Origin of the sequence: Streptomyces sp. NPDC025273, from assembly GCF_040638585.1 — a bacterium.
GTDB lineage: Bacteria > Actinomycetota > Actinomycetes > Streptomycetales > Streptomycetaceae > Streptomyces > Streptomyces cinereorectus.
Map to the genome: position 1 here is coordinate 248207 of NZ_JBEZYP010000003.1, position 12763 is coordinate 260969.

Consider the following 12763-nt stretch of genomic DNA (forward strand, 5'->3'; position numbering starts at 1 on the left):
CCGTTCACACCAATCACACTAGAGGACCTTCGGCGGCCGACGATGCAATTTCAGCCCATTACCCAGGAACACTCAATCGAACAAAAAGGGAACAGGTGCGCACGAGACATATGCCGCCCTCTCCTCTACATAAAATATCCAGCCACCCCGTGTCCCCATTGTTCGCATATGAACGAATACGACCCACGCAATTCCGGATAGCCGCCGGGCGTACGCCCGCAGACTCTGTGTCACACGAAGATTGCAACGCGCTCCCATGCGCCGGGCACGCGCCCCACCGAGCAGGCACCTGCGCCAGATGGAGACGGTGACCTTGGCCCCCGCGAGGCCGGGCGGTCGACGGCGCTCCACCCCCCGGGCAGCGCATGACGGCACTGCCTCATCAACCCCGGGGCGCCCGGCGGGCAGGCCCGATCGCACGGCCGCGTACCGGGGCTGACGGTGCCCGCACGTTCGCCCGGGAGCCGGGCCGCGAACCACGGCCGGCGCCCCGGCGAACTCGTCGGCGAACAGGAACCGGGTACCGGCCGGCCGCTACGGCCGCTTCGCGGGGACGGGCCGTAGCGCGGGCCAGCGAACGATCATGCGTCGACGCATCGCGCCGCTGAGGTCGCTCATACCGCCGAGAGAAGTCCGGCCGGCCGCCATCCGGCTGACGACCCCGAGCCGGTGGACGAGCCGTTGCCGGGCGGTCGCGGTGCCCCAGGTCCAGTCCCGGTCCGGAATCCGGGCCAGACGATCAGCCCGTTCGCGGTGTGCACGCTCGACCAGCGCGTCGCCGCGGATCAGCCAGCCCGCGCACGCGTCAGCGAGACCCTCTTGCATGGCGGACCCGGTCCTGGTGCGCCACTCCTCGCCGTACGCGCGCTCCGCCCGGGCGAGCAGCGACTCCGGCGCTGAAGTGACGCACCAGCAGGTAGGGAACCCGATGCGCAGGTAGGCGAGCTCCATCAAGCCGCTGCCCAGCGACGCCTGCTCGAAATCGATGAATCTGACTCCCGCGGGGGTGTGGAGGTCGTTACCGGGACAGGGATCCCCGTGGAGAAGGGCATGCCCCGGTGCCTGGTCGAGCCGGTGCACGAGGTCGGTGAGCTCGCCGGACACACCGGACGGGACAGAAACCCCCAGAGCCCCGGCCAGCCGCAGGAAGGACTCGGCATCGGCCTGGTCCGGCCCCCTCCACCGGGGCAGCACGCCTGCGTCCGCCGGACGGGCGGTGGCGTGCAGCCGTGCCAGCGCGGCCGCGTAGCCGACGATCCAGTCGTCGGCCGGGCGTCGGTGAGCGAGATGCTCCAGCACCATGACCCGCTCGCCGGGGTCGGTGGCAAGCAACGCGGGCACGACAGGAGTCTCGGCTCGGGCGGCGAGCCGCAGGGCGGCCACCTCGCGAGCGTATCGCTCGTCGGCATCAGGGCCGTCGACGATCTGCTTCACCACCACCCTCGCCTCAGGCAACTCGACGCGCCACACGCGCGAGCGAGGGCTGCTGCCCAGTCTGCGAGACCGCCTGGGTGACCCCAGTTCGGCCCGTAACCCCTCCCCGAACGGCAGTCGCGACCACATGGGCCTCATCTCCTTCCACCCTTCCGACCGGAGGCGGCGACGTCCGCGCCTGCGGTGCCACGTCCTCCGCGAGGCGACATCGATGAGGCTGTCGGGGAGGGGCGGCACGCGCAAGGCCCCGAGCAGCGCTCAGGCCTTTGCGCGGCGGACGTCGATGTTGCCGTGCCGGGTGCGGGCGCGGACCTTGACGGCGTCCTCGGACTCCCCGGGGGTCTCGGACGCGGTGAGCGTGTTGCGCACCTGGCCGGAGCCCGAGCTGACGTCGAGCCAGGCGGCCGTGCCCTCGCGCACGCCGACCTCGATGGCGCCGTAGTTGGTCTCCAGCTGGACGGTGCCGCGGGCCACTTCGTACACGCGCAGGGTGCCGTAGGCGGTGGTGGCGGTGACCGAGTCCTCGGCGCGCCGGATCTCGACGTCGCCGTTGGCGCCGCTCACCCGGAGCTCCCCGGTCGCGGCGCCGACCGTCGTGGTGCCGTGCGAGTTCTTCAGAACGGCGGGACCGTCGACGAGGCCGACGCGCAGGCTGCCGGAGCTGGTGGTGATCTCGGCCGCGCCCTCGACCCGGTCCACGGTGATGGAGCCGTGCGACGCGGTCAGCTTCAGCGGGCCGGTCGTGTCGAGGCGGACGTCGCCGGACGAGGTCTTCACGCGGACCTCGCCGAGCCGGCCCTCACCGAGCACATGGGCCCAGGCGCCGGTCATGTCGATGCGCGATCCCGTGGGCAGTTCGACCGTCACGTCGACGGTGCCGGTGCGGCCGAACAGATTGGGCTTGGGCGTCCTGACGGTCAGCACGCCACTCGCGCACGCGACCTCGGTCTGGTCGGCCGCCCGTACGTCCTGGTCCTTCTTCGGGTCTCGGGGCCGCACCTCGACGACGGTGTCGAGGCGGTCGCCCGCGGTGAACTGGATGGAACCGGCCTCCACATGCGCCGTGGCCGAGATCGGTTCGGGAGTGTCGAAAGAAGGCATGGCTGTCCCGTCCTTTTGGGTCTGCGGGTCGTCCGCGCCGGTCGGACGCGGTGTGGGGTGAAGTGGTCCGGGCCGGGGCGCGGCTAGCGCACCCAGCCCGTGAAGCTCTGTCCGACGGTCCGGGTCTTCTCCGTCGTACGCGGCCGGGTGCCGCCTTCGACCGCGCCCGACACGGCGCGCACCAGCCACGCGTTGACCGACAGGCCCTCGCGGGCCGCGGCCTCCTCGGCGCGGACCTTGAGGTGGGCCGGCAGGCGCAGGTTGACGCGGGCGGTACCACCCTCGTCGCCGTCGGCCGGGGCCGGCGTCCTGAGGGGTTCGACGGGCCCGTCCGGCTCTGCGGTGGCGCCACCGTCGGTGGGCGGCGGTGTCACCACGAAGTCGGGGTCGAGCCCACGCAGCCGTACGTCGACCGAGCCGGGGGCGAGTTCGCGGGTGATCTCGTCCGTCGCGGCGGAGAGCACGTTGAGCATGGCCAGCCGGGTCGCCGACTCCAGCGGAGCGGTGAGCCTCTCAGCGAGCTCGCGGGCTTCGTCGCCGCCGGCTTCGGCGGCCACCGCGAGTTCGCGGCGGAGGGTGTCGATATACGGCGTGAGGTCCATGACGCCATCATGGCACCACATTGGCCCCCCTGGCAAGCGCCGACCGTGACGCCTCTGGGCCGGCACCTGTGACAACAGCTCTGAACTGGGCAGACACCCTGCGCCTGCCAGGGCAGGATATGGCACCATGCACGCTCACACGCTGAGCGGGAAGGGAATGGCGCGGGGTGGCACCACGGCGCGCCGCTGGTCGTCCAGCGAGGTCGCAGGGCCGGCGTCCTCATCGACGGCCGGCCGAGGCCCTTCACGGAGCACCGGGATCCTCGGCTTCGTACCGAAGCACGACGTCCCGGTGGGCGGGAAGGATCGGTGGCCTACCCATGAGTCCGCGCTCGATCCTGTCCCGGGCAGGACGAGACAAAAACGGGTGACGTGCCGAAACAGCGCGTTCGGCCCGGAACGTTTCGCCCGGGCAGGGCCTCTCGGTCCCCCAGGACCTTCCCGGCGGTGGCCGTACAGCGTCGGACAGTGCCAGCATGAAGGTGCGGACACGACGGACGGCACGAGGAGCAGCGATGCGTACCGACACGTCCAGTGCCACCGAGAGCTCGAGGACGATCGTAGGCGTGGACGGATCGGAGCACGCCAGGGCCGCCGCACTCTGGGGTGCGGCCGAGGCCGCCCGGCATCGCCACGGCCTGTATCTCGTACACGCGGCAGACCTGGACCGACTGGACCGGTTCGCTTCGTTCGAGACGTCCGAGCACGTCCGGGACAACGGCGACACCGTGCTGACAGAGGCCGCGCAGGAGGTACGGCACCGGTTCCCCGGCCTGGACCTCACACTCGAGCTGAGCCGCAGGAGCCCGGTCCCCGCGCTTCACGCGGCTTCCCGGCCGCAGGACATCATCGTCGTGGGCGGCAGGGGCAGCGGGGGGTTCGGACCGCTCCTGCTCGGATCGGTCGGTCTCGGAGCGGTCGTCGGCAGTCCCGCGCCCGTCGTGGTGGTGCGTGGTGAGTCCGCGGAGAGGGAAGGCTCGCCGGTCACAGCAGCGGTGCGGGACGAGCGGGACGCCGTATGGGTGGTCCGAGCCGCCCAGGAGGCTCAGGTCCGCAGATGTCCCCTGCGTCTGCTGAACGTCCGGAACCTGCTCACCCGGTTCGGCAGCCGTCCGGCCTCGCCCGACGACGCCGCACAGTTCGCGGCTTCCGGCGAACGGCTGCTCGCGGACCTGGCGTCCCGCGTCCGCGAAGGCAATCCCGGGCTCACCGTGCAGACCGAGGTGGTGACGGCCCGGTCCGCGGCGTCCGCGCTCGTCGAGGCGAGCCGGGAGGCGAATCTCCTGGTCATGGGAAGCCATGAGCGGCGGAGTGTCTCCGTTCTGGGGCTCGGCCACGTCGCGCACGCGCTGTTGCACCATTCCCACTGCCCGGTGCAGATCGTGCCGTACCCGCGGGACGAGAGAGGAGTCACCGAGGAGGGGCTCGGAGATGGCGGTGACTGATTGACGTCCGCAGGTCAGGGCCACGGCGCGAGAAGCGGCCCACGCACCCGGCTGCGAACCCCGCGGCCGTCCGCCCGCGGATGCCGACCGGGGGCGTCGCTCCCGCACAAGTCCAGGAGGGACCATGCAGACCAATCGACGGAGTCCGACTCTGGACGGACCGGTGATCGTCGGCACCGATGGTACGCAGGACGCCCACCGGGCAGTGCGCTGGGCGGCATCGGAGGCTCGGTCCAGGAGCAGACCTCTCAGCATCGTGCATGCCACCAGGACCGGCTCGGGACATCCGCACCTCACCGCCCGCGGGGTTCAGCAGGCCGACGACCGCGCAGCCCAGGTGCTGGCCGAAGCGGCAGGACTGGCGAGGGAGACCGCTCCCGGCGTCACGGTCTCGACGACGGCGTGCCCGTACGAGACTTCGGCCTGCCTGCTCGGCGAGGCCGGCCAGGACGGCACGGTCGTCGTGGGCACACGGGGACACGGAGGGTTCCTGGCCTTGCTGGTGGGGTCCGACGCCCTGCGGGTGGCGGCCCGCGCCCATGTGCCGGTCGTCGTCGTGCCCAGACACGAGCGCAGCAGGCCGGCCGAGGTCGTTCTGGTGGCCGCACGGGACGAGCGGGACCGGGAGCCGGTACGCCTCGCCGCCGACATGGCGGTGCGCCGCGGCGCCGCGCTGCGCGTGTTCAGTGCCTGGATCTTCCTCGAGAACGTCGGCAGTATGGCGACGATGTTCGGCGATCCGGCCGATCTCGCGGCGGCGGAGGCCGCGGAGGCCTCACGCCTCGTCGCCGAACTGCGGGCGGAGCGCCCCGGTCTGCGGGTGATCCACGATGTCGTTCGTGCCGCGTCGGCAGCGGCCGTGCTGGTGGCGGCGACCGCCGATGCCGATGCCGTGGTCATCGGTTCCCGTCGGCGGTCCTCCCCCATCGGTGCTCCACTGGGGCACGTCACTCACGCGGTCCTGCACCATGCGCACTGCCCTGTACTCCTCACGCCGCTCGCCGACCGAGGATGACCTGCCTCCGAGCCGCACATCGCGCCACCGGTACGGGCGCACAACCATCGCGCTCGTGGAAACTGATCTGCGGGTGACGCTGCCGAAGTGGCGGATCCCGACACCTCCGAGCGGACCACCGTCGCTTCCGCCGGCCCGCGCAGGCAGCACGGCAACGGCTGGGAGAGGCCTCGGGCGCAGCTCTCGGCCCGGACCAGGCGGGCCCGTCAGGTACGGCACGGGGCCGGGACCTACGGCCGCGCGGGAATCCGCGCCCGGGCCCGGGCGAGCAGAGCGGCCGGCTCCGGCTCCGCCTGCAGCGACTTCAGCACCAGCAGCCACCACTGGTCCAGCCGCTCCCTCCAGTCCCGCCCGCCCGGCGGGTCGTCGGTCAGCGTGCACAGCCCGTAGAACGCGCACACGAGCGTCCCCGCCGCAGCCGACGGCTCCACTCCTGACGCGAGTTCACCCCTCACTCGGGCCTGGGCGAGAAGCCGGGTGGCGGCCAGGGCCCAGGCATCGAACGGCGTGGGTACGACTGCCTCGATACCGCGGCGTTCCGCCCACAGTCGAGCGCCCGCGCGCGCCACGACGTCCTCACTGAGGGAGCGTGCGACACCGAAGCTGAGGACGACCAGCTTCTCGAGCGGGGGGATGCCGGGCGCGGCGTAGGAGGCTACGAGCTGCGGCCAGGTGGCGAACTGCTCCCGGACCACGGCCAGTGCCAGTTTCTCCTTGCTGGAGTAATGAAAATAGATAGCCCCGCTGGTCTTTCCCGAGTGATCGCTTATGTCCTTGACACTCGTTCCCGCATATCCACGTTCGACAAATAGATGTGCTGCTGATTCCAGCAGCATTTTGCGGGTTGCACGGGCCCTGTTCTGCACTTCAGTTCCACCTTCGCTCAAACGTGCTAACGCCACGACGGGAGAATCCAGGCCCTCCCGGCGGAAGGCGCAATCGCATCGCGCGAAGATCTTATTATTCGTCACCCTTGCACGTACGGGCGACGGTTCACACAATCTGTCGCCCCGTCGTGAAGAATCGTTTCGTGTGAGCGTCATATCCACGCCCCGAACAACACTGCGACGGACCGGAAACGCTTCCCACCAGGCCTGTTGACTGCTTCCCGGGCGCCCCGCTCTCCAGCTCCGCTCCGTGCGCGAGCCCCGGCCGCCCGCAGCCGCGGCTTTTCCATCCACTCGAATTGGTGATTGCGGAAATCGGAGAAGCCGAAATAACGTAACCGCCACGATGTTTTCGGCTTGAGCCGAAAACGGTGATCCACGTCCGTCACGGCGCTCTCAGCAAGGGGCGCACAGTCCTGGCAGTCGTGCGAAATCGTTCGTCTCTCTCATTTCCGCGAGTGGATCAACCACTTGCCGGCACCCACCTGCACCCACCCGCACCCGTGCATCCGTGCACCGAACCGGCCGGCGCAGCCTCCGAGAACGGCAGTTACATGACAGCTCGTAACATCCTTTCGTGGTCCCCGTCCGCCATCGTCTTCGACTGCGACGGGACCCTGATGGACACGGAACGACACTGGCAGGAGGCCCGGAACATCACCTTCCGGGTGTTCGGCCTCAAGACGCCGGCCGGGTTCGCCGACCGCGCCAAAGGCATCCACTACACCGAGTGCGGCGCGCTCATGGCCGAGGAGACCGGGAAGCCGGACCTCGTGGACGACCTGGCCGACACACTCCTCACCACCTTCACCGCGCTGGTCGACCAGGACCCCGTCACCATGCCGGGCGCCGCCGCTCTGGTCCGGCTGGCCGCTCGCCACCTCCCTCTCGCGGTGGCGAGCAACTGCCCTCGCGAGATGGTGGAATCGTGCCTCGACCGGGCCGGGCTCCTCAGCTCCTTCAGCCACGTCGTCGTCGCCGGCGAGGGTGTACGGCCGAAGCCGGAGCCCGACGTCTACAGCATGGCCGTCCGTCTCTGCGATGTTCCGCCCGAGGAAGCCCTGGCCGTGGAGGACTCGTTCACGGGCATGGACTCGGCCCGCCGGGCGGGCCTCCGCGTCATCGGCCTCGGGCCCTGCCCGCCGGGTCCGGACGCGGAGCGGGCCGATCTGTGGGTCGCGAGCCTCGCCGACCGTGAACTGATGTGGTGGGCCCGTAGCCGGATCGGCGCATAGAGCGCTCCGATGCCCCTGCGGCGCAGACCGGTCCGGTCCGGGTGCGCACGGCCGGTCCGCCCCGCGCGACAGGGCCGGGGGAGGCAGGTCCTGCGGGCGCTGGTCAGCCGGTGGCCAGGTAGGGGCCCAGGGAGTGCACGGTGCCGGCGGCGGAGGCGAAGAACAGGGCGATGCCCACCGCACCGGGATCCGGAATGCCTGTCGCCCGTTCACCGAGATAGCTCGCCCTTCCCATCCGCGCAGACAGGGACGCCGTGTCCCGCACCCCCCGCCAAGCGCCGTCCGCGGCCATGGCCAGGGCGGTCGCGGGCGGCGCACCCTCAGCCGCCCGCAACGCGGCGGCGGCCGGAGCCAGTGCGTCGACCAGTGTCTTGTCCCCGGGCGAGGCATCACCCACGCGGCGGATGGCTGCCAGGCCCTGGGCCGTGCCGTCGGCGAGTGCGGCCGTCGTCAGACCCGGTCCGGAATCTGCCGCGGCCCTGCTCAACGCCTGGAACAGCAGCCCGAACAGAGGGCCGCTGGTTCCACCGATCTCGTCGAGGAAGGCGGTGGCCATGGTGCCCAGAGCCTCCGCCGGCCCGGCCGACTCATCCGTCCGGTCGAGCAGCAGCCCGGCAGCCCGCACCCCGGCGGCGAGATTGGTCCCGAAGTCGCCGTCTCCCGCACGCTGGTCGAGCGCGGTGAGTTCGGCCTCGGTGGCGTACACCGATTCGGCGAAGCGGCGCGTCCAGTCGCGGGTCCGCATGCCGTCCAGAGCGGCAGTCGTCATGGGGCCGTCCTCCTGCTCCTCAGGGGCCGGGGCGGCCGGCCGCTCACCATCGCAACGCCGGGGTGCGGACCGGTGCATCGTAGAAGTCCAACGTGTCGCGGTCGGCGATCATGAGGGTCAGGGAGAAGCCCCGCATGTCGAGTGCCGTGACGTAGTCGCCGACGAGGTGCCGGGCGAGCCGCACCCGCCGGGTGTCGAGAATCCGGGCCAGTTCGCCGAATATGCCGTACAGCTCGAGCGAGGTGACCGAGCCCAGACCGTTGACCAGCGCAACGACCGGATCGTCGGGACCTGGACGGAGCGCGTCCAGCAGAGCGCCCGTCATGTCCTCCACCAGTTCGCCCACCTGCCCCTGGCTCCTGGTGCGGTCGGCGCGTTCGCCGTGGATTCCGACGCCGTACTCCACTTCTCCCGGCAGCAGCCCGAACGCCGGCTCGCCGGTGGTCGGTGCGTTATGGGCGGCGGACGCGGCGGCGAGCGTCCGGCACCGGCCTGCCAGGGCGGTGCCGAGTTCCACCAGCCCGTCGAGTCCCATTCCGGTGTCCGCGGCACCGCCCAGGACCTTCTCCACCAACATCGTGGCACCCGTGCCCCGGCGCCCGGCGGCGATCTCCTCGGAGTCGGAGGCAAGATCGTCGTCGACGAGAACCCGCGCGCAGGTGATTCCCGCGTCGGCGAGCCGCTCGGCCGCGATACCGAAGTTGATCCGGTCCCCCGTGTAGTTCTTGACGATGTGCAGCACGCCTTCCGGGCCTGCCACCGCGCGGGAGGCACGGAAGATCTGCCGGTTGTGCGGAGAGGCGAAGACTCTCCCGGGGCAGGCGGCGTCGAGCATGCCGGCGCCGACGTATCCGGCATGCAGGGGTTCGTGCCCCGAGCCGCCACCCGAGAGGAGGCCCACCCGCCGTGCCGGCGCGGCGTGCCGGGCGGTGAGGAATCCGTCCGCGGGGTCGTACGCCACCAGGTCCGCGTGTGCGCGGGCGAAGCCGGCCAGTGCGTCGGGGACGAGTTCACCGGCACCGTTCTCGAAGTACCTGGCCATACGCCGCACTCCTTCCGTCCCCGGCCGCGAGGCCGGACGAGTCGGCCTCCGGGCGAGACCTCCATGGTGCAGGTGACCGAGCGCATGCGGCAACTCGCGGAACGTATCGACTGGGTGGTGCGGTGTCGCAGCCCGGTCGGGCCACGCCCGGCCGCTCGGCGTGAGGAACGCCGGCCGCTCGGAGAGCTGACCGGTGCCCAAGTCGGCCGACGGGCCGGCACCTGTGGGGGTCGGCGGCGTGATCAAGTCTTCAATGGAGAGAGTTTGCCCGGATATGCACTCTTACGCGAAGCACCCTAACCTGCTCGTATTGCTGGTAGTCGACAGCCGGTTTCAGCCGGCGGAGGGCGAGCTTCCATGGCTGGGCGACGTGCGGGTTCCGGATTGCTGGGCGAGTTGTCGGCCGAGTTCGCGGGCACGATGATCCTCATCCTCTTCGGATGCGGTGTGGTGGCCCAGGTGGTGGCAGGCGGGGCGTTGACGGATCCGCCGGGCGGTCTCGGAGACCACGACAGCATCGCCTGGGCCTGGGGACTCGGTGTCACCCTAGGTGTCTACGTGGCGGCGAGGCTGAGTGGCGCCCATCTCAATCCCGCGGTGACCGTCTCACTGGCCGCGTTCAAGGGGTTCCCGTGGAGCAAGGTGGCTCCGTACGCGCTCGCGCAAACGGCCGGCGCGTTCGTGGCCGCCCTCCTCGTCCGCTGGAACTACAGCGAGGCGTTGGCCAAGGCCGACCCCGGGCACACCGTCAGGACGCAGACGGTGTTCTCCACGCTCCCCGCCAACGGCAACCCCGCTCTACCGGTCCATGAATGGGGCGCGTTCCGCGACCAGGTGATCGGTACCGCGATCCTGCTGCTGCTGATCATGGCCGTCACCGACACGCTGAACACGCCGCCTGGTGCGAACCTGGCCCCGTTCATCATCGGTCTGGTCGTGGTGGCGATCGGAATGGCCTGGGGAGCCAACGCGGGCTACGCGATCAACCCGGCCAGAGACTTCGGCCCCCGGCTGGCGAGCTTCATCACCGGGTACGGCGGTGCGTGGCGGGACCAGTACGGAAACCTCTACTTCTGGGTACCCATCCTGGGCCCGCTCCTCGGCGGTCTGCTCGGCGCCGGCCTGTACAAGGGCTTCGTCGGCCGGTTCCTGCCCACCGCGGAACCCGAGCCGCCGGGACGCGTCCCGGCAACCAACGACTGACAACACCGGCCGGAGAGGTGACACATCATGGCGGACTTCGTCGGCGCGGTGGACCAAGGAACCACCAGCACCAGATTCATGATCTTCGACCATGGCGGCAACGAGGTCGCCAAGCACCAACTGGAGCACGCTCAGATCCTTCCTCGCTCCGGCTGGGTGGAGCACGACCCGGTCGAGATCTGGGAGCGCACCAACTCGGTGATGCAGAACGCCCTCCGGTACGGCGGCCTGTCGGCTTCCGACCTGGTGGCGATCGGAATCACCAACCAGCGCGAGACCACGGTGGTCTGGGACCCGCGCAACGGCCGGCCCTACCACAACGCCATCGTGTGGCAGGACACCCGAACCGACGCCATCGCGGCGAAGCTCGAACGCTCGGGCCGTGGCGACGTCATCCGTCGCAAGGCCGGGCTGCCGCCGGCGACCTACTTCTCCGCCGGCAAGATCCAGTGGATCCTGGAGAACGTCGACGGCGTGCGGGAAGCAGCCGAGAAGGGCCACGCCCTCTTCGGCAACACGGACGCCTGGGTCCTGTGGAACCTGACCGGCGGGCCCGACGGCGGCATCCACGCCACCGACGTGACCAACGCGAGCCGCACCATGCTGATGAACCTGGAGACCCTCGACTGGGACGAGGAACTCCTGGGCTTCTTCGACATCCCCCGCGCGATGCTGCCCGCCATCAACCCCTCGTCGCATCCGGAAGCCTTCGGCGTGACACGCACCTCCCGGCCGCTGCGCGCCGCCATTCCCATCGGCGGAGTCCTCGGCGACCAGCACGCGGCCACCGTCGGACAGGTCTGCTTCTCGCCGGGGGAGGCCAAGAACACCTACGGCACCGGCAACTTCCTGGTGCTGAACACCGGCACGGAACTGGTCCGGTCCCAGCACGGCCTCCTCACCACCGTGGCGTATCAGTTCGGCGACAGCCCCGTGGTCTACGCGCTGGAGGGCTCCATCGCGGTGACCGGCTCCGCAGTCCAGTGGCTGCGCGACCAGATGAAGATCATCAAGACCGCGGCCGAGAGCGAGGAGCTCGCCCGTACGGTCGAGGACAACGGCGGCATGTACTTCGTCCCCGCGTTCTCGGGTCTGTTCGCCCCCTACTGGCGCTCCGATGCCCGAGGGGCGATCGTCGGCCTGGCCAGGTACAACGACAACGCCCACCTCGCACGAGCGACCCTGGAAGCCATCTGCTACCAGAGCCGCGACGTGGTCGAGGCCATGGAGCAGGACTCCGGCGTCCACCTCGACGTGCTCAAGGTCGACGGCGGTGTCACCGCCAACGACCTGTGCATGCAGATCCAGGCCGACGTCCTCGGCGTCCCCGTCAGCCGTCCCGTCGTCGCGGAGACAACCGCGCTCGGCGCCGCCTACGCGGCAGGACTCGCAACAGGCTTCTGGCAGAACACCGACGAACTGCGCACCCACTGGGCGGAGTCCGAACGTTGGTCTCCCCAGTGGTCCGACGAAAAGCGCGCGGAAGGCTACGCGGGCTGGAAGAAGGCCGTGGAACGCACACTCGACTGGGTGAACGTCCCGTAGCCGCCTGAGGTCACCCGAGCTGTCGGGGACGCCATGTTTCCGACGTGCACCAGCGGCAACCCGGGAGGACGGGCGGCAGTGCGTCCCCGTGCCGTCCCACCCGAGTACTTCTGGGCCCCACCCCGAAGGGAACGAGGAGGAGAACGCCATGCCGGCAGGATCGAGCCCCAAGCGTGAGCGCCAGTACGAGCACGTCAAGGAGAGTGCCCGGAAGCGCGGCACCTCCGAGGAACGCGCGAAGGAGATCGCCGCCCGCACCGTGAACAAGGAGCGCGCCCGCTCAGGGGAGGCGAAGACGTCGAGCAAGACGTCGACACGCGACCCCAAGTCGGCCTCTCAGCGCGGCGGGGAGCGCTCGCACAAGGGTGCGCAGGGCCGCACCAAGGATCAGCTGTACCAAGAGGCCAAGAAGAAGAACATCGAGGGCCGCTCGACGATGAACAAGGAACAGCTCCTCCGGGCCGTCGGCCGCTGAGCAGCCTCAG

Annotated in this window: 12 protein-coding genes; 6 read left to right on the forward strand and 6 right to left on the reverse strand. The window is 70.3% G+C overall.

Annotated elements, in window-relative coordinates:
* Positions 1–534 precede the first annotated feature (534 nt).
* The 3 genes from AB0F38_RS08145 to AB0F38_RS08155 form a co-directional block, all read right to left on the reverse strand.
* A complete protein-coding gene (locus tag AB0F38_RS08145; RefSeq protein ID WP_361888474.1) occupies positions 535–1563 on the reverse strand; it encodes an aminoglycoside phosphotransferase family protein in 1029 nt (342 codons plus the stop codon).
* 129 nt (positions 1564–1692) lie between these two features.
* Entirely contained in the window at positions 1693–2535 is an 843-nt protein-coding gene (locus AB0F38_RS08150) for a DUF4097 family beta strand repeat-containing protein (protein WP_361888483.1), read from the reverse strand.
* Positions 2536–2618: 83 nt separating this feature from the next.
* A complete protein-coding gene (locus tag AB0F38_RS08155) occupies positions 2619–3137 on the reverse strand; it encodes a hypothetical protein (protein ID WP_361888486.1) in 519 nt (172 codons plus the stop codon).
* Positions 3138–3652: 515 nt separating this feature from the next.
* On the opposite strand from AB0F38_RS08155, the gene AB0F38_RS08160 reads away from it, so the two are divergent.
* Positions 3653–4582: a universal stress protein gene (locus tag AB0F38_RS08160; RefSeq protein ID WP_361888488.1), complete on the forward strand. Its 930-nt coding sequence runs from the start codon at positions 3653–3655 to the stop codon at positions 4580–4582.
* A gap of 124 nt (positions 4583–4706) precedes the next feature.
* A complete protein-coding gene (locus AB0F38_RS08165; RefSeq protein WP_361888491.1) occupies positions 4707–5597 on the forward strand; it encodes a universal stress protein in 891 nt (296 codons plus the stop codon).
* Between the two features lie 230 nt (positions 5598–5827).
* On the opposite strand, the gene AB0F38_RS08170 is transcribed toward AB0F38_RS08165, so the two are convergent.
* Positions 5828–6463 (reverse strand): ScbR family autoregulator-binding transcription factor, encoded by a 636-nt coding sequence (locus tag AB0F38_RS08170; RefSeq protein ID WP_361888494.1) that lies wholly within the window; start codon positions 6461–6463, stop codon positions 5828–5830.
* Between the two features lie 575 nt (positions 6464–7038).
* On the opposite strand from AB0F38_RS08170, the gene AB0F38_RS08175 reads away from it, so the two are divergent.
* The gene (locus tag AB0F38_RS08175; RefSeq protein ID WP_361888497.1) at positions 7039–7719 is read left to right on the forward strand and encodes an HAD family phosphatase; all 681 of its coding nucleotides are present in this window, start codon (positions 7039–7041) and stop codon (positions 7717–7719) included.
* 103 nt (positions 7720–7822) lie between these two features.
* Here AB0F38_RS08175 and dhaL read toward each other — a convergent pair whose 3' ends face one another.
* Together dhaL and AB0F38_RS08185 are read right to left on the reverse strand one after the other, a co-directional pair.
* Complete coding sequence (gene dhaL, locus AB0F38_RS08180) at positions 7823–8488, reverse strand: dihydroxyacetone kinase subunit DhaL (protein WP_361888501.1); 666 nt, start codon at positions 8486–8488, stop codon at positions 7823–7825.
* A 43-nt stretch (positions 8489–8531) separates the two neighbouring features.
* A complete protein-coding gene (locus tag AB0F38_RS08185; RefSeq protein ID WP_361888504.1) occupies positions 8532–9530 on the reverse strand; it encodes a dihydroxyacetone kinase subunit DhaK in 999 nt (332 codons plus the stop codon).
* 357 nt (positions 9531–9887) lie between these two features.
* On the opposite strand from AB0F38_RS08185, the gene AB0F38_RS08190 reads away from it, so the two are divergent.
* The 3 genes from AB0F38_RS08190 (at position 9888) to AB0F38_RS08200 (ending at position 12753) form a co-directional block, all read left to right on the forward strand.
* Positions 9888–10733, forward strand: a complete 846-nt coding sequence (locus tag AB0F38_RS08190; RefSeq protein WP_361888507.1) for an MIP/aquaporin family protein — start codon at positions 9888–9890, stop codon at positions 10731–10733.
* Between the two features lie 27 nt (positions 10734–10760).
* Positions 10761–12278, forward strand: a complete 1518-nt coding sequence (gene glpK / locus AB0F38_RS08195; protein WP_361888510.1) for a glycerol kinase GlpK — start codon at positions 10761–10763, stop codon at positions 12276–12278.
* A 148-nt stretch (positions 12279–12426) separates the two neighbouring features.
* Complete coding sequence (locus tag AB0F38_RS08200; protein WP_361888513.1) at positions 12427–12753, forward strand: plasmid stabilization protein; 327 nt, start codon at positions 12427–12429, stop codon at positions 12751–12753.
* Positions 12754–12763 lie beyond the last annotated feature (10 nt).